Genomic DNA, 19,018 nt, shown 5'->3' on the forward strand with positions numbered 1-19,018 from the left:
TCATCTTCCCCGTCGCGAGCGCGTATCCAGGTTGCTTCAGCCGCCTGCGGGCGAGGCTGGCTTCTTCGTCCGAGAACAGCCCGCGCATTCTCCGACCAGCTATTTGACCAGAGCATTCGTCGCCTGCGCGACGATTCGAATAACCGCCGCAACCCGTCGGCGATGATACCGCGTTATCGCACCCATCAGCGCCGTCCGGTCGCCCACGGCAACGACACTCGCCAACTCTATCAGCTCACCTATCCCAGAGCCGAGAGCCATGACTTCGGCCCGCCTGAATGGCGCAAGGCGGTCGTTGAGTGAACCGACCGCAACGATGATCTCGGAGCTCCCTGTTCGGTCCGCGATGTCGCGGAAAAGGGCTGCCGTGCATCTGGGAACATCTGCGTCGGAGATAGGGCGCTCAATTTCTCCTAACCCGAGCGTTCCGTGTTTCGCTGCTGCTCTGACGACCACGCCATTCCAATCATACAGATTGCGGAGCCCCGCTTCTGTGAGGAGTGGCACGCGGAACCCATTGTGGTTCGGTGCCTCCACCAGCCGCTCGCCGGTGAGACGGTGCAGTGCGTCGCGAACGGGCGTAATGCTTGAGGCAATCTGCTTGCCGATCAGCGCGGGTTCAATCGGGGTTCCGGGGGGTAGCTCGCCCTCGCCCAGCATGCGCTTGAGCTCGTTGTAGACCCGTTCGAAAGTGGCACCGGGGCTCATGGCCTATCCTTCGACCCGCTGGCCGGCGACATATGCCTCTATCAGCGCCTGCTGGTCCGGGCGCAGCGCATCGACCGCGCCGATTGCTTGGTTGGGTGCGTCGTGGAGCAGGATCGAGGGGCACTGACCCTCGTAGTTGCCGAGGTTGGGCCGATGCTGGCGGTAGCCGACCAGAGCCGCGAGGTCGGGAGGGAAGTGTCGGGCGGTCTCCGGCGGATAGGCGAGCCACTGGTTCTCGTATGGCTTGAGCCAGCCCAGGCAGTAGCTGATGATTGCGCCGCGGCGGATGGTGAAGCTGCGGTTGCCGCCCGCGCCGTGCAGCGTCGATCCGAGGAAGACGAGCGCGTCGCCGGGATCGAGCTCGATCGCGATCGGCGCGGTGTCGGGGTTCGGCTCGAGCGCCCTGGCGCCGTGGCTGTCGGGCCAGAGCAGCGTCGTGCCGTTCAGCTCGCGATAGGGCGTAAACGCCCACATCACGTTGACGAGATATTCGATGGTGCCCACGGGTCCCCGCCACATGTCCTGGTCGCGGTGTGGCAGCTGAGGCAGCGCCCCCGGGTGCAACGCGATCGCCTGGGTCAGGTTGAGCTGGATGCAGTCGCACCACGGGCCGAGGACGTGCTCGGCGATGCCGAGAATCTCGGGGTGCATGACCAGATCGGCGGCATGGGGACTTCGGGCGAGCAGCCGCCCGAAGCGTTTGGTGCGCTCGCCATAGAAGCCGCCCTGGCAGAACGGGGTTTCAGCGAAGGCCTGGGTCAGGTCCTCATCGAGCGCCTTGATCGTCGTGCTCGGCAGAGCGTTGGGCAGGATGCAATAGCCCTGGTCGAGCAGCTGCCGCGTCACATCGGTGGCCGCCTGTGCGACGGGCTGGAGCTTCGTCGCCATCACGCTGCCTCCTGCTCGAGCTCGGCCGGGGCATGGATGCCATTGGCCGCGAGCAGTTTCGGCGTCTCGGGCGTGATCTCGATCCGGAGCGCCCCGAGCGTCATCCCGTCGATCGTGCGCGGCCGGCCGAGCGGCTCGGCGTGCCAGCCGAACTGGAGGATCTGGCCCAGCCATCCCTGCTCGGCGACACCGGTATAGGTCGTGATCCCGTGCTCTAACGCATAATGGGCGAGTGCCGTGACCAGAGCGTCGCGCCAGCGCCGGCGCTCGGGTGCGCGGAGGCCGCGGTCGAGGCAGAAGCGGGTGATTTCCCAGGTGCTGGGGCCGCTGGGCGGCGGTGCGTCGCACAGCCCCGCGAACAGGTCGCCGAGGATGTGCGGGCGGGTCGTGGGCAGCAGTCGGGCCGACGCCAGATGGTTCTGGTCGGTGTCGGCGAGGATCAGGTAGCGCGCATGGGGGTCGTCATACTGGTCGATCTCGTAGCGGCCGGCGAGGACCGGCAGATCCCAGCCCAGCAGGTCGACGAAGACGCGCTTCCTGGCTTCGAACATCGCGCGCATCACCGCGTCGCTGGCAGCGCTCTCGTCGTCGTGGGTGAACAGCATGGCCGGGCTCCCCTGGTCGTGGAGGCCCGATGCTGTGCCCGGTGGCCGGCGCTGGCCATTCCCCAGAAATGGGGAGTTTCAACGCCACAGCGCATCGGTGAAGGTAAGCGCTCCGTCATAGAGGGCGTGGATCGCGAGCTGCGTCTTGTTGAAGACGCCGTAGCGCTTCCGTGCCTCCTTCATATGCTGGACCGCTGTGCCATGGCCGATGCCGAGTATCTGCGCCGTCTCCCATTCCGACTTGCCTCTGGCTGCCCAGTAGATGCAGTCGCGCTGGCGATCGCTGAGCCGCGGCCGGTCGAGATCGATCCGGCGCACGCCCGACAGGCGCCGCGCCGCCTCGAACGCCGCGGTGCCAACGAACTGCGCGAGCGGCAGCCACTCCACACGGTAGCTTTGCCCATGGGCGGTCGCGAACGAGCACGAGCCCTCCGACTCGCCTGGAATATGCGCGGGCACCGTATAGCCGTCGGCGATTCCCGCGCGCCTCGATCGTGCGATAATCTCCTCGTCGCGCCGGCTCAGTTCGATGAGGTCGCGCAGCATCGCCCAGGGAAAGCCGAGATTGCGCAGATGGCTGGCCCGGTGCACCGGGTCCGAGCGCCCGAGCCCCTCGGCATCGAAGAACGCTTCCCATTCTGCGGGATAATTGTGGATGCGTATCGCCGGCTGCGGCGTCCGCGCGATATCGACGTGATGCGCCAGGGCGAAATAGCGGAAGCCCATCTCCCGCGTGATCGCGTCCACATGGGCACCGAGTTCGGCGATATCTACCGCGGTTTCGGCCGCAGTGGCGAATTGTTGTGCTGTCGCGAGTACCATGGGCAACGCCATACCGATGAAGGACGCGCCCCAAGCTGCTGCGTCCGTGGCCGACACCTGCCCTGTCCGTGCCCGGCGCTTTCCCGTCGCCGTCGCGGTCGGATCGATAAGGCGTCGCGTTTAATCCGATTCTGGGGGCTGGGCAAATTCGCGTGGCAGCAACCCTCGCTAAGTCGCTCGGCTGCAAGCCCAACGCCTCGCCGGATTGGCGATGGGGCCGCCGCCTGACGGCCGTCCCGATTGGCGGGACAGCGCGCCCTACCGCGCGCTGGCGGGAATCGATCGCGCCGGGCTCGCCTGGGAGTGGCTGCGCCGCGATCCCGCCTATGCGGCGATCAGCGCGCGGCTGCGGCGCGTCGGGGTCGGGACGGCGCCGCATCTCGAGATGGAGGCGGACGCCCGGGCTTTCGGGCTGTGCTTTCGCCGAGGATGCCGGCCGGCCGGCGCCCGAAGCACGCCTGTTATGGCATGCCGATCTGGACCCGTTTGTGCTGCAGGTCCGCGCGGTGCCGAGTGCAGCCTCGGATCCCGATGCGATCGACCTCGCCCGCCTGATGCGCTGGGCGACGATCGTGCGCGGCGGCGGGCGCGAGCATGTCGCCCTGTCAGATGGCTGGCACCGCATCCGGATCGACGTGGTCGAAGGCACTCTGGTCGAGGAAGGGCCGGCGCGGCTCGACTATCTGCTATCGGGGCTGACCCGCGTCGATGCGCCGGTGCTGACGCTACGGCGCATGCTGGGCCTGTGGCGCACCGGCCGCTTCGCGCGATTGCTCTATCCGACTGAGCCAGGCCTGCCGCGGCGACTGGAGACACTGCGCGTCGGCGATGCGATCGCGGCAGGCGCATCGTACCGCGAGATGGCCGTTGCGCTCTACGGCGAGGGCCTGGTCCGCTCCGAATGGAGGGGACGGTCCGACTTCCTGATGTCGCGAGTCCGTCGGCGCGCGGGCGAGGCACGGGCTATGGCGGCGGGAGGCTGGCGGGCTTTGCTAGGCAGGTAAACTGACTAAGGCTGCTCTCAAGCTAATCGCCGGCGGTGAGGTGCCCGTGATCGCCGGCGACCTTGCGGCGACTGTCTGCAAGCGAATAGACCGCGCCAATGTCCACACCAGACTTCACCGCCGTTGCCGCGTCGATCAACCAGCGCCTGGCGCAAATCGAGGCCGCGCAAACCGCCGCCCATGGCGCGATCACGGCAGCGACCGTCACGGCGGTTGTGGCTGCTGTCGCTGCCCTACTGTCGCTCGGTGGCGTGATCCTTACCGCATGGGTCGCGCGCCGGAACGGTTTTATCCAGACCCGGGCCACGCAACAGTTGAAGCACGCTGATTTCCGACAGGCTTGGATCAACGGACTCCGCGAGGAAATGGCACGGTTTCTTTCGCTTACCGCGGAATATGTTGTCGATCGCGCCAAAGAGCCTGAGGTCATCGAGTCGATGGCGATGATCCTACTCAGGATGAACAACCGGGATAAGGAATATGACGGGCTGATCGTCGCCCTCGATGAAGTCCTCGACGCGGCCCAGGACCGCCTCGTTGGTAAGACCTATGGCGAGGCTGCGGGCGACTATCTGATCATCTGCCAGCGCATCCTGAAACGCGAGTGGGAGACCACGCGCATCGCGATGCTCGAAGAACCTCCAATGTGGGGATCGGACATTCGCAAGGAACCCGATTTGTCGGCTCCCAAGGTGCGCATGCCGCGGCATCTTGATACGAGAGGCCCAAGCCTTGCTCCGAGTGACAGCGGCACGGCAGACGTACGTCCTTCGGCTAAAAAGCAAGGTGCCGGGACGACGAAGCCGAAAGCTCCGCCGTCCCGAAATCGTCATTCGTCTTCGTAATATCGGGAATCGTCCACAGCGCCCGTAGTCTCGAAGTTCGGGCTGGCATAGGCGGTCCGCCCTGCGACCAGATCGAACGTAATCTCGGTTTCGAAGGCGATGGAATCGCCGTGGAATGCGCGATCCTGATCACTTTCGCCGTTGAGATGCCCTGCGACGCTCGCGCTCAGTCGATCGTGATACCGCTCCACGCTTATCTCTTCTGGATAGAGCTCGTCGAAGAATGCATTGGTCGACGCGATTTCACCGGACAGAGCGTCCTCGATGGTGAGGGCATTGTCCTGAATGAAGTCAGAACCAATGTGATCCTTCAGGTCCCTCGTCAGCCAGGCCTCACCCGTAAAATGGCCAGCGGACGAGAGATGCTCGACCAGCAGGTCTGCGATCTCGTCGGTTCCGATCAGATCCTCCGGCAGACCGGCAAGATTGCTCCGCCGAGCGTCGAGCAGCGCCAAATCGGGGATCATGATCGCTGCCCCGGGCAGTAAGTCCAGCGGTCGCTCGGCCTCCGCTCGGAGCGCAGCGCCGGTCCCATACCCGAAAAAGGCGGCAACGAGTTCATGAGCATGGCCAGACGACAGCTTGCCGCCGGTGAGCGCCTTGTGGTGCGCGCGCAGATGGTCTGCGCAGTCCTTGTGGACAGACATGCGATACTTCCTTTGACCGGCGTCTTACCGGTGATCGCAAACGCTTGGTGACCACCTCGCGCCGGCGAAAAGAAGTCGCCGATGAAGAGTGTCGCTATTCAATGCCGCCTTTTGGGTCGCTTGCAGCCCAGGCAATCAGCTCCAGACCTCATAGTGGGATCGGGAGGGCGACCTCGCAAGCGGCGCAATAGGTTTTTTTACACCTCAGGTCTCGCCACTGGTTCACGCGGCTCGTTCACTGCAGCTCAGACGCTGTCGGCCATCTTGCCCGACCCCGGCGATATCGCTCGACGCTTTGCAACCGTCGGCGGCATTTGTGCGGCGCTCGGCTAATGGCGGGTCATGAGACGGCGAGCGGCGGGGCAGGGCCTGGCCGCTCGGCCCGCTGCAGACGCGTTGTTGCGGTGTTCAGCAGATCCTCCTCGAAGAGCTGCGGATGGCGCAGCGCCACTGCTTCGAAGGTGCGCTCGAGCAGGCCACGGTCGACGAGCATTCCGAAGCCGCGCGACGCTTTCCCGCGCAGCAGGTCTGCGACGGTCTGTTGCTCGCCCACTCGCGAAATCTTCAGTCGCGTTCGCCCGAGCGTGGCTCCTTTCTTGCCTTCGAGGCGGAGCGCTGCCTCCAGTTCATGGATGCTGCGCCAGACATCGGTCTCGAATGACGCCGATCGCAACGCCACTGGCAATAGCTTTGCCGCAACCTTTGAAAGGCGAATACAGATGCCGCCGTCTCTTCTGGCTTGCGGCAGCTGCATGGCGTTTCTGCAGATTTCGCTCCACGCCTTCATCTCATTGCTACGAAAAGGGACTTTGCCGAAAACGTCGTCGGCTTTCCAGACGAGCTGAACCGAGTTGCGATTCTTCTTCAGGATCTGGTCTTCGCCCTTTCCCCTTCGCTCCCATGCGCCCTGCCATCTGTAGGAGCGCGCCCGCGCTTCGAAGCTTAGGAGGATTCCGACGGCGGGGAGCTCGTCACAATCTTCGAAAATGCCGACCCTGTCCGTCCCCCAGGATCGCTTGAGCGCCTGTTCGCGATCCTTCGCTTCGTCGGACAGCTCGTCTTCATACACAGTGAGGAAGATCGGCAGTCCGGCGATCGTTTCGGGCTCATATCGCATCGCATCGAGGACCGTCGTGCTGACATCACGAGGCATATGCACAATGGCACGCCGTGCTTTCCACGCTGCCCGAGCCCGCTTCAAGTCGGTCGCCGAAATGTCGCGACGTCCCAGTTTGTCGATCCATTCGCGCGTAGCCTTCAATAGTTCGGGGTCGCTCGAGACGACGTTCGCTTCCATCCAGTGCGTCAGTTCGCCTCCTTCGAAGGCGAGACCGTTGGTGGATGCGTTGGAGGATCCGATGATCACCGTGTCGTCGAAGAGATAGATTTTGGAATGCAGCCGATCATTTTGAGCGACCGTAATCCTTGCTCTCCCCCTGGCGATCTTCTGAAGCTCGGCGATGACGGAGGGGTTGGTGCTGCCCGTTTCCAGGTTGCAGACGATATTTAGGGGCTGGGAGCGATCCCTGATCCCGAGCTCGTCGATCGCCCCATCGCCCCAGAACGCCACCACAAGATCCGCTTTCGCCGATGAGCGCAATAGATCCCGGACCCGCTGTTTCGCCTCCTGTGCGTCGACAAATTCCATCATTTCCCCCTTGTCACCCGTTTGGGCTCGAGCGCGGCGCCGGCGGTAATCCCATGGCTCGGTTCAGTCTGTCGTCGCCCGCTGCGACATCATGTGGAGCGGGTGATGCCCTACACGCCATAGCGCTTGTTGCCGCCGCTGGTGATGCAATAGCGGCCTCCGCGCGGGCCGATACAGACCTGACGCCCGGAACAGGGGCAGCCGCTGCCGTAATAGTCGCCGCCATAGGAGCGGCGCTTCTTCTTGGGCGTGCTCCAGCCGTGGGACCTGGCGCTGTAGCGTGACCTTTCGCGTGCGCGATGTGCCTTTCGAGCCGAGCTTGTGCTCGGGAGCGAGAGGTTTGGGGTAGTGAGGTCCGGCTTCGCGCTGGCCTCGGATGTCGAAATCGCTTCGGCCGAGCCTGGGGAGGCCAGCAGGGTGCTCGCCTTCACTGCGGCAGGCGCAGGAGCGGGGGACGCCGGGAGTGCCGCGAGATACCGGGTGGCGACCCAGCAGCCTGGGCTGTCGCCGACATGCGCCCAGCCCTTGGCCTCCTCGTTGATCTGTACCGCATCGTTGCGCGCGAGCGTCTTGAGAACCGGCGCGGTGGCCGAGGCGACCGATCGGCACTTCAGCAACCGCGCCGACACCTTGTGCGTGGCGGGTGCCGGCGCTGCCGCGAGTGCGGCGGTGGACGCCGATGTAGTGACCGGGTTTCGCGAGCATTGCGCGATCGCCACCAGACCCAGAAGTCCGGCGACCACCCAGCCGGCGATCCCCGCACCGGACATGCCTGTCTGTGCCATGACTATGCTCTCCCCGAGGGTCAATGTTGCAGAGAGAAGTTGCGTGTTCAATTGATGAATAGTTGTTGGGGGCCATGTGGCCTGTGGAACTTCGGTCCGAAATGGCGGCAATTCTTGCGATGGAGAATGGATGTCATTGCCGATGACATGCGCCGCGAGAGTTTGCCCGAGCCGAGGTGTGCCTGGTCTGGCGGGCGTGCCTTTGCCGCTCCCTGCGGCCGCGCGGCACGCTTGCCTGGACAAGCGCACTGTTAGTGTCGTGGGTTTATGCTTGCATCGCCAAGTCATGTGTCCGCGCCGCGCAGGTTGCGCGTGCCAGCTCGACCGCGGCGAACAGCCTTAGCCGCTGATGGACCTCCCCATTCCAGCATATGGCCGGCCCGGAATGGGTCGTCCAAAGTCCCGCACGCGCCGCCGCCGCCAGGATCTTCGCCACCTGCATGCGCGAGACGTGGAGCTGGCGCGCGAGATCGGCGACCCGGATCGCGACCGGCGCGCCCGGTGGCGCCTGCTCCGAAAGTGCGAGCACATGGAAGAGCAGCATATATCCCGCGACGCGGTCGGCGAAGGGCGCCAGCTCCGGAAAGGCCTGACGCGGCATGCGGTTCTCCTCCAGGAGCGGCTCGACGAGCTGACCGAGATAGACCGCCAATACTCGCTCGGGATGGGTCGCAGCAGACGGCAGGGGTCCGAGTAGGGCCGCCGCGTCGAGCCGGGCGGCGAGCCCGGCGGCGAGATAGTCGGTCAGCGGCGTTGCCGGGACAAGGCGCCGCGACCGCGCATCGGTCAAGGCCGCCTCGCAGACGAAGCCGAAATGCAGCAGCACGTCGAGAATCGCCCCGATGCCGCGGCGCGTGCCGAGCCCGGCCCGCTCCGCCAGCTTGGTCAGCGTCGCCCGGGTCGGCGCCGGCCCGAGCCCGCTTCGGAAGCGATCGTCGAAATAGAGGATCAGCGCCGCGACGCCGTAGCGACGATGCTGCCCGATCGCGCGGGCGCAGGACCGGTTCGCCTCCGAAATCGCGAGCAGGTTCGCGCCGAGCCGGACCAGCGCCGCGCCGAACGCCGGATGCGAGAAAAGGCGCGCCGCCTCTTCCATCCATTCCGCCGCATATGGGGGCGGAGGCGCTGGCACTGGCGCTGGTGCCGGCGCCGGGGTGCCGGTCGCGCTGCCTGCCGGGGAGGATATGCCACCAAAGTTGCGTTGCAGATTGGTCCTCCGCACGTAGCATGCGCCGGTCGACCAAGAATATTGCCCGCCTGAAGGCCAGGCCAGAGCATTTGATGATTGGCATGGCCTTAAGCACCCCGTGCTGAACGCCTGGCTCCCACGTGCTGAATCTGTTCGCGGACTGCGCACGGGGTCGTGCGGCCTGCGCCCGGCGCACCGGAACCGCGTCGCGCTACAGGGTGCCCTGGCGCCGGATCCGGAGCCTGCGCCGTGCAGCAGGGCGGCGCGACCTGCCTGCCGGGGAACTCCTGGCACCGGCCACGCCAGGCGCGTCGCCGCCGGCTTCGACAACCCGGCGCGCGCTGCGCCGTCGCCGCGCTCTTACCGAGGAAAGGACAGCCACATGCGTGCCATGCTGCCAGCCACCATGCTTCTCGCCCTGGCCCCCGGCGTCGCGGCCCAGGCCACCGACCCGGTCGAGGCCTTCCTGCTCGGCCTGCCGCGCGATGCCACCCAGGTGCTTTCGCTCGCGGCACCGGCCGTGCCGGCCGCTTCCCGGCACGAGACCAACGTGCAGACGACGATCTGCGAAGCCCGCGCGCTCACCGGCAGCCAGCTGGAGGATTCCTTCGCGATCCTGTCCGCCGATACCAACCGGATCTATCCCGGGGCGATCCTGGTCGTCGACCAGCGGCTCGCCCAGGGCCGGCCGACCGTCACCAGCTACCCGCGGCCGCCCCTCGCCCTGAACATCTCGCTGCCCGGCCTCGGCGCCGAGGCGCGGTTCCTGGTCCAGCAACCCAGCGCAGGCACCGTCCATGCCGCGGTGGACAGCGTCGTCAGCGCCTGGCTTTCCGGCCCGGCAGGACGAGGCTACCAGGCGCCCGCGAACGTCAGCTACCGCAGGACGCGCTCCTACAACGCGCAGCAGGCCGCGGCCGGCCTCGGCTTCAGCGCGCAATGGGCCGGGGGTCGGGCATCGGCGATGCTCTCGGCGTCGAGCGACCAGTCCAGGGCGACCTATCTCGCCGTCTTCCGCCAGGTTTTCTATACCGTCGGGGTAGATCGCCCGCGCAACGTCGCCGGCTTCTTCCGCAGGGATGTCAGCATCGCGCGCCTGCGCAGCGACTTCGGTCCGACGCGCTTGCCCGGCTATGTGAGCAGCGTCGCCTATGGCCGGCTCATCCTGGTCAGCATGGAGACCGATGCCTCGGTCAGCGAGGCCGATGCGAAAGCGGCGATCGACTATGCGACGGGCGGGACCGGCGCCGAGGGGCAGGTCAACGCGCACCTGCGGCGCGTGGCGAACAATTCGCGGTTCGGCGTCATCGTGCTCGGCGGCGGCGCCGAACACGCGGCGCGTGTCGTCGCCCAGGGTCCGGACAACGACCGGCAGGTGAAGGACATCATCGAGAGCGGCAGCCAGCTCGCCCGGGACAATCCCGGCCTGCCGATCGGCTATACCGTCAACCTGCTGACCGGCGAGCTGGCCCATGCCCGCTACGACGGTCCCTTCGCGGTACCGAGTTGCGAGACCCTCGACAATTACGCGATCGAGCTGCGCCACGACGGCGGGTACCGGGGCCAGTTCATCGTCAAATGGCGGCAGCCGCGGGTCGATGGCGCGAAGGCCGAGGACAGAGTCTGGCATAGCGGCGTCCAGACCGCGGGCTGGCGGCGCACCATCTCCGTACCGGCGGATGCGCAAGGTCTCACCGTGCTGGGCGAACTCGATTTCTTCCACAATGACTGGCGCCAGGCTGGCTACTGGAACGAGATTCCCAGGCAGCGCTCGGGCACCTGCCTGCGCATCGCCGGGACGACCGTGCAGCCGCAATCCGGCACCTGCTGAGCCTTTCGATTCGCATGCGGTGACCGCCCGACATGCCGGGCATCAACAGAGGAGATACTCCATGGCGAAGGTACGGTATGGCTGGGTCGTGTCCGACCGGGCTGCGGCAATTCCCGGGATCGCGTTCGGACCGAGGTGGCTGAAGGGAGGCAGGCGAAGCGGGTCGCTGACCGTGCTGCGCCGTCACAACCTTCTTTTCAAAGACGTCGTCTTCGAGGGCCGGGGCACGCACGCGCTCGAGGCGGTGCTGCGCGAAATGGCCGGTCACGGGGAACGCTTCGTCTGGAGCGGGATCGCCGCCGGTGCGAAGATCGAGGAATTCGTGCCCTCACCCTATGGCGGGCCGGACGAGCAGGTGATTCGCGTCAACGAAACCGAGATCGCGAGCGACTATCACGCGCATGTCTTCATTCCGGACAAGACCTACAGTTTCGATGGCGTCCTCACCAGCTTCGTGACGCCGTTCACCGGCTTTGCCGGGACCCCTGGTCTCGCCGGCCTCGTCAGGGAAACGATCGAGGGGATCGGCGAAATCATCGACCGCGCCGGCCAGATCCACGAATCCCAGCTGCCGGCGGTCAAGCGGCTCGCGGGCTCGAAGCACGTGGTCGTCATGCTGACGGCGCGAAGCTTCTCCGCGCCGCCGGTCCTGACGCGTCAGGGCGAGGAAAGCATCGCAGCGATCGGTCGAAATCTCGCCGGTCGCCTCGGTGTCGCATTGGCGCCGAAGGCCAAGAAGGCCGCGTCGCGTGCCAAACCCACCGCGCGCAAGCGCCATTGACCGAGGCCCGCTCGGGGCCGCCGGCGCGGTCTTGGGAAAGGGCGCCCGCGAAAGGCGAGCGCCCCCCGGGCCGAGCTGCCTGCGTGGGAACAGCGCGGCCCGATACCGTCAGATGCCGTTTGCCAGGTTGGTGTCGGCATCATGGGTGCGCATGTCGTCGGCCTTCTTGTCGCCGGTGGCGCGGACCGCATCCGCCTGGTTGTCCAGCGCGTCCTTCGCGGTGGTCGTCGATGCGTTGTCGGCGGCGGCCTCGAGATTATCGGCCGCGGCATCGGCATTTGCCTCGATATTGTCGGCGACCTGCTCGCGTGGCGAGTTATTGCAGGCCGAAAGCGCGAGGACGCTTGCGGCAGCGCCGAGGGCAAACAGTTTCCTCATGGACTAACCCCTTTTTGCGTTCGGACCGACGGTTGGTCGATTGGATGAACGTGTACCGGCCGTAACGGTTGCGGAGGTCGCGACAGGGACTGTCGCCATCGCCCCGGCGATGCCTTCGATCTGCGTGGTCCGGGCGCTGTCCGGCGTGCGTGCCGGTTCTTGAGATGGCGCCTCGCGGCGCGGTCCATTCTTGGGCGCGGCTTTGATCGTGCGCACACTGCGGCTGCTGCGCAGCCTCAGGGTTCGCGCTTCGGTTGGGGCCGCGCGGCACGCTTGCCTTGGACCGGGGGGCGCGGCGGCGGCTGGCGCACATGTCTGCGCGCGCACGCCGCCGCGCCTGCGGTGTCGGCAAGGGTGCGATGTTTGCGGGATCGCTGCCTTGCGACCGCGCTCTACGGCGCTTCGCGCCGCCGGGCCGCGCTGCGTCCCGGCCTGGCGGTGACGATCGCTGGCGCTTGTTGATGCAGACGGCGCGCTCGCGCGCCGGCGTAGTTTGGCCGGTCCCGGTCAGCGGGATGGCCGTCGCGCCCTTCTAGGCCCGCTCGGGCGGGGCGCAACCCGGGCGCTGCCCGGGTCCTCCACTGACGTTCCTGCCTGCGGTGCGCCCCGCCCTGGCAAGCGGTCCTTTTCGGGCTTCCTCGCCGCCCACCCCGCTTTCCGGGGCCGGGTGCGGTTTTTTGTGAGGAGGATGGGTCGTGGGCCGGACAAGCGGGCGTCGAGCGCGGGGAGAGGTGGACGGGGGTGCGGCTCGCGCCTCGCTCTATGACGAGGTGACCGCGCGGGTCATCGCCGAGCTGGAGGCCGGGCGCTTCCCATGGGTGCAGCCTTGGGACAGCGCCGCCGCCGCGCCGGGCCTGCCGCGCAACGCCGCCTCGAACCGCGCCTATTCCGGGATCAACGTCCTGATCCTGTGGGGCGAGGCCATCGCGCGCGACTATGCCTCGCAGGGCTGGCTGACCTTCAAGCAGGCGCTCGATGCGGGTGGGTGCGTCCGCAAGGGCGAGCACGGCGTCGGCGTCGTCTATGCCGACCGGTTCACCCCAGAGGCCGAGAAGGAGCGCGCCGCTGCCGAGGGCGACGCGGCGCGGGCGGTGCCGTTCCTCAAGCGCTTCATTGTGTTCAACGTCGCGCAGTGTGACGGCCTGCCCGAGGGGATGCTCAGCCGTGCCGCGCCGCTGCCGCCGCGCGAGATCGTGCCCGTCGCCGAGGCGCTGATCGCGGCTTGCCGAGCCGACTTCCGGATCGGTGGGGCCGAGGCCTATTATGCGCCGGGCGAGGACTATGTCCGGGTGCCGCCGCAGCCCGCCTTCCGCCACCAGATCGATTATTACCGCACCGCGCTCCACGAGCTGGGCCACTGGACCGGGCACGCCTCGCGGCTGGCCCGCGACCTGTCCAATCCGTTCGGCAGCGCGGGCTATGCGCGCGAGGAACTGGTTGCCGAGCTTGCCTCGGCGTTCCTCTGCGCCGCGCTCGGGATCGTGCCGAGCGTCCGTCATGCCGACTATCTGGGCGCTTGGCTCGCGGTGCTGCGCGCCGACAATCGCGCGATCTTTCGCGCCGCCAGCCTCGCCACCAAGGCCGCCGACTATCTGCTCGCCTTTCAGGCCGAGGCGCCTGCGATGGAGGCGGCGGCGTGATGCTCCTGACCCCCGAGCTTCGCGCCGCGCTCCGCGCGCAATATCGCAGCGACGTGGGCGGCAAGCGCCCGCTGGTCAAACTGTTCAACCCGCTCTCCGCCGCGACATGGCTGGCGAGCGAGCTGGCCGAGGACGGCAATGCGCTGTTCGGGCTCGCGGACCTCGGTTTCGGCTGCCCGGAACTGGGCTGGTTCTCGCTGTCCGAGATCGAGGCGCTGCGCCTGCCCTTCGGGCTGCGGATCGAGCGCGACCTGCATTTCTCGACCAATGTGTCGCTGTCCGACTGGGCGGGCTGGGCACGCAAGGCAGGCTCGATCCTCTGGGCCGAGGCGCTGCTGCGCCGCGCGAGCGACACCGCATGCGACCTGACCGACCGGTTTCCGCCGCCCGAGTGACGGTGCGAAAGGCGTGCGGCGCGCCTTCCCGCCGCGATCCCGAAGCCGGTCCCGCTCACTGTCCAGATGCACGGGACCGGCGCCCACAAGGAGCAAGACCGATGAAACTCGACTTCCTTCCGCTCGACAAGCTCTATGTCGACAAGGCCAATATGCGCTTCGCCAAGCGCCCGCCCGATGTCGCCGACATCCTGCCGAGCGTGCGCAAGCGCGGTATCCTCCAGACCCTGATCGTCCGTCCCGGCGAGGAGGATCGGTTCGGCATCCTCGCGGGCGCCCGGCGCTTCCGTGCCGGACAGATCGTCGCGGGCGAGCGCGCCGACGCCGACGGCCCGAACCCCGAGCCCTTCCTCTTCCCCTGCGCGATCTTGGAGGCCGGCGACGATGCCGCCGCCGTCGAGGCGTCGCTGATCGAGAACATGGCGCGGCTCGATCCCGACGAGGTGACGCGCTGGGAGAGCTTCGTCCGGCTGGTCCGCGAGGGCCGCTCGCCCGAGGAGATCGCCGACACCTTCGCGCTGCCGGTGCTCGCCGTGCGGCGCACGCTCGCGCTCGGCAACCTCCTGCCGCGCATCCGCGATCTCTACCGGCGCGAGAAGATCGACGCGGCGACGGTGCGCCACCTGACCCTCGCCAGCAAGGCGCAGCAGCGCGACTGGCTGGCGCTCTGGGATTCGCCCGACACCCACTGCCCGACCGGCTGGCAGCTGCGCGGCTGGCTGCTCGGCGGGCAGGCGATCGGCGACCATCATGCGCTGTTCGACGTCGAGGAAAGCGGGCTCGCGCTGGTCGCCGACCTGTTCGCCGAGCAGCGTTATATCGCGGACCCCGACGCCTTCTGGAGCGCGCAGAATGCCGCCATCGAGGCGCGGCGGGTGGCCTATCTGGAGGCGGGCTGGAGCGGCGTCGAAATCGTCGGTCCCGCCGAGCAATATCAGGGCTGGGAGCATGAGAAGACGCCCAAGCGCAGGGGCGGCCGCGTCTATATCGACGTCCGCGCGAGTGGCGAGGTGGTGTTCCACGAAGGCTATCTGACCCGCAAAGAGGCCAGGCGCATCGAACGCGGCGAGGCGCCCGAGACGGAGGCCAGACCGGTGCGGCCCGAAGTCAGCGGGCCGCTGCAGGTCTATATCGACCTGCATCGCCATGCCGCCGTGCGCGCCGCTTTGCTGTCGCGGCCCAAGGTGGCGCTGCGGCTGATGGTCGCGCACGCCATCGCCGGCTCGCCCCTCTGGCGGGTCGATGTCGAACCGCAACAGGCGCGCAGCGACGCCATCGCCGAGTCGGTCGAGACCTGCCGGGGCGAGACGTTCTTCGACGCCAAGCGGCGCCGGATGCTGGCAGTGCTCGGCTTCGATCCCGAGGCTCCGACGATCCGGGGCGGACACGGCGGGCATGGCGTCGTCGGCGTGTTCCTGACCCTGCTCGACCTGCCCGACGCCAAGGTCATGGACGTGATCGCGGTGCTGATGGGCGAGACGCTCGCCGCCGGGAGCGCGGCGGTCGAGGCGGTCGGGTCCGAACTCGGCGTCCGCATGGCGGAGTGGTGGCAGGCCGATACCGCCTTCCTCGAACTGGTCCGCGACAAGGAAGTGCTGGCCCATGTCGTCGCCGACGTGGCCGGCGCGACCGTGGCCGATGCCAATGCCGGCGAGACGGGCAAGACGATGCGCCGGATCGTCGCCGACCATCTGGCCGGTGCCGGAGGACGCGCCCAGGTCGAGAACTGGGTGCCGCGCTGGATGGCCTTCCCGCCTTCCGCCTATACCGCGCGCGGCGGCGTCGGCACGGTTGCGGCGCGTGCCAAGGTCGAGGCGGCGCTCGCGGCGCACGCGCCCGAACCGCAGCCCCAGCCGCTCGCTGCCTGACCTACGAGGGGCGGCGTCCTGCCGCCCCTCCTTCCTAGCCCCGGCACCAGTCGGGCTTCGCCTTTCCGCGCGGCCACCAGCGTGCGATCCCCCTGTCGACCAGCGTCTCGGCCAGGTCCCGGCCGTCGAGCCGGACCCTGGCGACGGTGCGGTTATAGCTGCGCCCGACCCGCTCGATCTCGACCGTCCGGCCCTTGAGCAACGCGATCGCTGCGCGGGTCGCCTGCTTGCCGCGCGCCAACTCGGCGCCGCATTTCGCATTGCCGGGCTGCGTCTCGGGCGAGTCGATCCCGGCGATGCGGATGCGCTCGCCGCTTTCCAGCCGGAAGGTATCGCCGTCGGTCACCCAGGCGACCACGCCCGATTGCGGGGCGGGCGCGGCGGCGATCAGCAGCAGTGCCGCGAGGACGCGCGCCTCAGTGTGCGCCACGCCGGATCACCATCTTGGTCTCGCCGCACAGCGAGCAGACATCCTTGCGGCGCTCGAATCCGCCCTGGCCGGCGAGCTCGCGGGTCTTGTGGTTTGCGTGCTGCCGGACGCTCAAGGCCAGCCGCTCGGCGATGCAGTCGTCACATACCGGCTCCGGCGCCAGCCGCTCGATCAGTCCCCTGACCTGGTCCAATACCGTCATGTCTTCCCCCTCGATCCGGCACGTTAGCGCGTCGCCTCCTATCGCGCAGCCCGGCTGCGGCGAGCCGAACGGTAGCGGGTGATTCGCCCAGGGCTGGGCAAGACGCCTCCTCTCGTATCCCCCCGACGCCGCACGCGGCCTCTTCACGATGGCCGTCTGGCACCGCGCGGCCTCGGCCAGCAACGGCGTCGCCGGCTTTCTTCCCCGGCTTGAGGCTTCGCCTTCGCGCCTTCCTCGCGAGGCAAGAAAGCCGGCTTTGGCCGCCCTTCGCTGTCGCTGCGGCCCGGCCCTGCGGGCCGGGTGCATGCCGGCCGCTGGCGGTGCCGGACCGACGCCATCGAGGCCGCACTGGCGCGGCTTCGTGGGAACGAGGAGAAATACCATGGCCACCATCGGCAGCTTCACCCGCGACGACTCCGGCGTCTTCACCGGCACCATCCGGACCCTGACGCTCAACGTGAAGGCGAGCATCCGGCCCGCGACCAAGGACAATGACAAGGCGCCCGACTACCGGGTCATGAACTCGGGCAATGTCGAGTTCGGCGCCGGCTGGACCAAGACCTCGCGCGAGGATCGGCCCTATGTCTCGGTCAAGCTCGACGATCCGTCGCTGCCCGCGCCGATCTACGCGACCCTGGTCGAGGGCGAGCACGGCACGCACAACCTGATCTGGTCGCGCTGAGCATGCGCCCGGGGGTGTCGAATTCGGCAGGTGCCGTTTTCGACACTCCTCGCGGGGTGCCTCGTCCGTCATCCCGGGTGCCGTTCGAGGCATCCGAGGAATTGCGCATGGACGGCGACGATATCGACCGGGCAAGCAGCGCCAAACGCGGCTCGCCCTTCCTCAACACCGAGCAGGCGGCCGCCTGGCTGGGCCTGTCGAGCCGCTCGCTGAAGCGGCTGCGCGTGCGGGGCGACGGGCCGGTGTTTCGCCGGCATTGCCGCTTCGTCCAATATCATATCGACGATCTCGATGCCTGGAGCCGCGCGCATAGCGCGCGCGGGATCCGGCCATGAACCGGCGCCGCCCGTCCGGCGATACGCCGCTGCTCGCATGGGGCGAGGCGCGCCATGCCCGGCGCGAGCGCGAAACCCGCCAGCTGCGCCTGGGCATTCTCGGAGGCGCGGCGCTGGTGCTGCTCGCGGTGCCGCCGGTCTATGGACCTGCGACGCGACTGGTGTGGAATGCAAGCGCCAGCGCGCCGATCGGGCTCTATTGGGTATGGCCGGACGATGCGCCCGCACGCGGGGAGACGGCGATCGCCTGGGCGCCGTCGCACTGGCGCGCGCTTGCCGCCGAGCGCCATTACCTCCCCGCCAATGTCCCGCTGGTGAAGCGCGTCGCCGCCGCGCGCGGCGACCTGGTCTGCGCGTCGGGGCCCGAGGTTTCGGTCAATGGCGTGCGCGTCGCGACTCGCTTCACGCACGATCCGAGCGGCCGCGCTTTGCCCTGGTGGCAGGGCTGCCGGCGGCTGCTCGCCCACGAATATCTGCTGCTGACGGATGCGCCGGGCTCGTTCGACGGACGCTATTTCGGGATCAGCGCGAGCCACGATCTGGTCGGCCGGGCGAGGCTGATATGGCGGCGCTGAACCTCCTTGCGCTCACCGGCGCACTGGTCCTGGCCGATCCCCCAGCCGGAACAGGGCGCTGGTCGGCGGAGATCGATGCCGCCGCGGCACGCTGCGGCGTACCTCAAGACTGGATCGCGCGGGTGATGCGGGCCGAGAGCGCCGGCCGGACCACCCTCGACGGACAGCCGATCCGCAGCCTCAAGGGCGCGATCGGGCTGATGCAGCTGATGCCGGCGACGTGGGACGAACAGCGGCGCGAACTCGGGCTCGGCGACGATCCGGACCTGCCCGCCGACAATATCGTTGCCGGCGCCTGCTATCTGCGGCGCATGTACGACCGCTTCGGCTATCCCGGACTGTTCGGCGCGTACAATGCCGGGCCTGCGCGCTACGCCGCGTGGCTTGCCGGCGAAGCGAAGTTGCCGGCGGAAACGATGGTCTATCTGCGGCGCGTCAGCGGTCCAGCGCCCGCGCCAGTAGAGGTAGCGACCACAGCGCCGGAGACATTGTTCCTGGTCCGTCGGGACGCGCCCGCACCAAACGCCACGGTCCCCGCTCCGAGCCAGGCACCGGCGATGTTCGTGCTCCGCCGCGAGGTGCCGTGACATGGCGGGGGTGGAAGGGCTCGTCGTGAAGTCCCAGCATGACGGGCGGCAAAGCGGCCCTCAAGGCCCATGGGTGCCCCCCAATTTGCTACGCAAATCGGTTCCCCCCATGTCCGCTTCGCGGCGCCTGCGCGTTCGCTCCGGCGGCCCTGACCGCCGCTTCGCCGTCCGTC

General features: G+C 67.9%; 22 protein-coding genes. 11 read left to right on the forward strand and 11 right to left on the reverse strand.

Translation table 11 applies throughout. The annotated features are described in order from the left end of the window. Window positions 1-99: 99 nt before the first annotated feature. The 4 genes from P6144_RS16455 to P6144_RS16470 all read right to left on the reverse strand — a co-directional run bounded on the left by P6144_RS16455 (window position 100) and on the right by P6144_RS16470 (window position 3,023). A complete protein-coding gene (locus P6144_RS16455) occupies window positions 100-708 on the reverse strand; it encodes a GntR family transcriptional regulator (protein ID WP_277768884.1) in 609 nt (202 codons plus the stop codon). 3 nt (window positions 709-711) lie between these two features. Continuing rightward, a complete protein-coding gene (locus P6144_RS16460; protein WP_277768885.1) occupies window positions 712-1,596 on the reverse strand; it encodes a phytanoyl-CoA dioxygenase family protein in 885 nt (294 codons plus the stop codon). After that, window positions 1,596-2,201 carry an acyl-homoserine-lactone synthase gene (locus P6144_RS16465; protein WP_277768886.1) on the reverse strand — a complete coding sequence of 202 codons (606 nt, stop codon included), beginning with the start codon at window positions 2,199-2,201 and terminating at the stop codon, window positions 1,596-1,598. The genes P6144_RS16460 and P6144_RS16465 overlap by 1 nt, the downstream gene beginning before the upstream one ends. 78 nt (window positions 2,202-2,279) lie before the next feature. Next, complete coding sequence (locus P6144_RS16470; protein WP_277768887.1) at window positions 2,280-3,023, reverse strand: LuxR family transcriptional regulator; 744 nt, start codon at window positions 3,021-3,023, stop codon at window positions 2,280-2,282. Between the two features lie 488 nt (window positions 3,024-3,511). Here P6144_RS16470 and P6144_RS16475 point away from each other — a divergent pair, with 488 nt between their 5' ends. Further along, window positions 3,512-4,027, forward strand: coding sequence for a DUF2285 domain-containing protein (locus P6144_RS16475; RefSeq protein WP_277768888.1), 516 nt, complete (start codon window positions 3,512-3,514; stop codon window positions 4,025-4,027). Window positions 4,028-4,125: 98 nt separating this feature from the next. Continuing rightward, window positions 4,126-4,872 carry a hypothetical protein gene (locus tag P6144_RS16480; RefSeq protein ID WP_277768889.1) on the forward strand — a complete coding sequence of 249 codons (747 nt, stop codon included), beginning with the start codon at window positions 4,126-4,128 and terminating at the stop codon, window positions 4,870-4,872. Here P6144_RS16480 and P6144_RS16485 read toward each other — a convergent pair. The 4 genes from P6144_RS16485 to P6144_RS16500 all read right to left on the reverse strand — a co-directional run bounded on the left by P6144_RS16485 (window position 4,857) and on the right by P6144_RS16500 (window position 9,048). Next, window positions 4,857-5,519: a hypothetical protein gene (locus tag P6144_RS16485; protein WP_277768890.1), complete on the reverse strand. Its 663-nt coding sequence runs from the start codon at window positions 5,517-5,519 to the stop codon at window positions 4,857-4,859. The genes P6144_RS16480 and P6144_RS16485 overlap by 16 nt on opposite strands. Window positions 5,520-5,859: 340 nt before the next feature. Further along, window positions 5,860-7,167: a phospholipase D family protein gene (locus P6144_RS16490; RefSeq protein ID WP_277768891.1), complete on the reverse strand. Its 1,308-nt coding sequence runs from the start codon at window positions 7,165-7,167 to the stop codon at window positions 5,860-5,862. A gap of 110 nt (window positions 7,168-7,277) precedes the next feature. Beyond that, on the reverse strand, window positions 7,278-7,952 hold the full coding sequence (locus P6144_RS16495) for a hypothetical protein (protein WP_277768892.1): 675 nt from the start codon (window positions 7,950-7,952) through the stop codon (window positions 7,278-7,280). Window positions 7,953-8,217: 265 nt separating this feature from the next. Then, window positions 8,218-9,048 (reverse strand): hypothetical protein, encoded by an 831-nt coding sequence (locus P6144_RS16500; protein WP_277768893.1) that lies wholly within the window; start codon window positions 9,046-9,048, stop codon window positions 8,218-8,220. Between the two features lie 475 nt (window positions 9,049-9,523). Between P6144_RS16500 and P6144_RS16505 the strand changes: the two genes are divergently transcribed. Both P6144_RS16505 and P6144_RS16510 read left to right on the forward strand, forming a co-directional pair. Next, complete coding sequence (locus P6144_RS16505) at window positions 9,524-10,972, forward strand: thiol-activated cytolysin family protein (protein ID WP_277768894.1); 1,449 nt, start codon at window positions 9,524-9,526, stop codon at window positions 10,970-10,972. Between the two features lie 61 nt (window positions 10,973-11,033). Then, window positions 11,034-11,753 (forward strand): hypothetical protein, encoded by a 720-nt coding sequence (locus P6144_RS16510; RefSeq protein ID WP_277768895.1) that lies wholly within the window; start codon window positions 11,034-11,036, stop codon window positions 11,751-11,753. Window positions 11,754-11,861: 108 nt separating this feature from the next. On the opposite strand, the gene P6144_RS16515 is transcribed toward P6144_RS16510, so the two are convergent. Beyond that, window positions 11,862-12,131, reverse strand: coding sequence for a hypothetical protein (locus P6144_RS16515; RefSeq protein ID WP_277768896.1), 270 nt, complete (start codon window positions 12,129-12,131; stop codon window positions 11,862-11,864). Between the two features lie 731 nt (window positions 12,132-12,862). Between P6144_RS16515 and P6144_RS16520 the strand changes: the two genes are divergently transcribed. From P6144_RS16520 to P6144_RS16530, 3 genes are all read left to right on the forward strand, one after another. After that, window positions 12,863-13,771 (forward strand): zincin-like metallopeptidase domain-containing protein, encoded by a 909-nt coding sequence (locus P6144_RS16520; protein WP_277768897.1) that lies wholly within the window; start codon window positions 12,863-12,865, stop codon window positions 13,769-13,771. After that, window positions 13,768-14,166, forward strand: coding sequence for a DUF2958 domain-containing protein (locus P6144_RS16525; RefSeq protein ID WP_277768898.1), 399 nt, complete (start codon window positions 13,768-13,770; stop codon window positions 14,164-14,166). The genes P6144_RS16520 and P6144_RS16525 overlap by 4 nt, the downstream gene beginning before the upstream one ends. 101 nt (window positions 14,167-14,267) lie before the next feature. Beyond that, complete coding sequence (locus P6144_RS16530) at window positions 14,268-16,034, forward strand: ParB N-terminal domain-containing protein (RefSeq protein ID WP_277768899.1); 1,767 nt, start codon at window positions 14,268-14,270, stop codon at window positions 16,032-16,034. A gap of 34 nt (window positions 16,035-16,068) precedes the next feature. Here P6144_RS16530 and P6144_RS16535 read toward each other — a convergent pair whose 3' ends face one another. Continuing rightward, complete coding sequence (locus P6144_RS16535; protein WP_277768900.1) at window positions 16,069-16,464, reverse strand: thermonuclease family protein; 396 nt, start codon at window positions 16,462-16,464, stop codon at window positions 16,069-16,071. Then, on the reverse strand, window positions 16,451-16,666 hold the full coding sequence (locus P6144_RS16540) for a hypothetical protein (RefSeq protein ID WP_277768901.1): 216 nt from the start codon (window positions 16,664-16,666) through the stop codon (window positions 16,451-16,453). The genes P6144_RS16535 and P6144_RS16540 overlap by 14 nt, the downstream gene beginning before the upstream one ends. A 382-nt stretch (window positions 16,667-17,048) precedes the next feature. Here P6144_RS16540 and P6144_RS16545 point away from each other — a divergent pair, with 382 nt between their 5' ends. The 4 genes from P6144_RS16545 to P6144_RS16560 all read left to right on the forward strand — a co-directional run bounded on the left by P6144_RS16545 (window position 17,049) and on the right by P6144_RS16560 (window position 18,845). Further along, complete coding sequence (locus P6144_RS16545; protein ID WP_277768902.1) at window positions 17,049-17,348, forward strand: DUF736 domain-containing protein; 300 nt, start codon at window positions 17,049-17,051, stop codon at window positions 17,346-17,348. Window positions 17,349-17,455: 107 nt separating this feature from the next. After that, window positions 17,456-17,683: a helix-turn-helix domain-containing protein gene (locus tag P6144_RS16550; protein WP_277768903.1), complete on the forward strand. Its 228-nt coding sequence runs from the start codon at window positions 17,456-17,458 to the stop codon at window positions 17,681-17,683. Then, a complete protein-coding gene (locus P6144_RS16555; protein WP_277768904.1) occupies window positions 17,680-18,258 on the forward strand; it encodes a S26 family signal peptidase in 579 nt (192 codons plus the stop codon). The genes P6144_RS16550 and P6144_RS16555 overlap by 4 nt, the downstream gene beginning before the upstream one ends. Continuing rightward, window positions 18,246-18,845: a lytic transglycosylase domain-containing protein gene (locus tag P6144_RS16560; RefSeq protein WP_277768905.1), complete on the forward strand. Its 600-nt coding sequence runs from the start codon at window positions 18,246-18,248 to the stop codon at window positions 18,843-18,845. Before P6144_RS16555 ends, P6144_RS16560 begins: the two co-directional genes overlap by 13 nt. Window positions 18,846-19,018: the final 173 nt, after the last annotated feature.

Source organism: Sphingomonas sp. HITSZ_GF (assembly GCF_029543155.1).
GTDB lineage: Bacteria > Pseudomonadota > Alphaproteobacteria > Sphingomonadales > Sphingomonadaceae > Sphingomonas.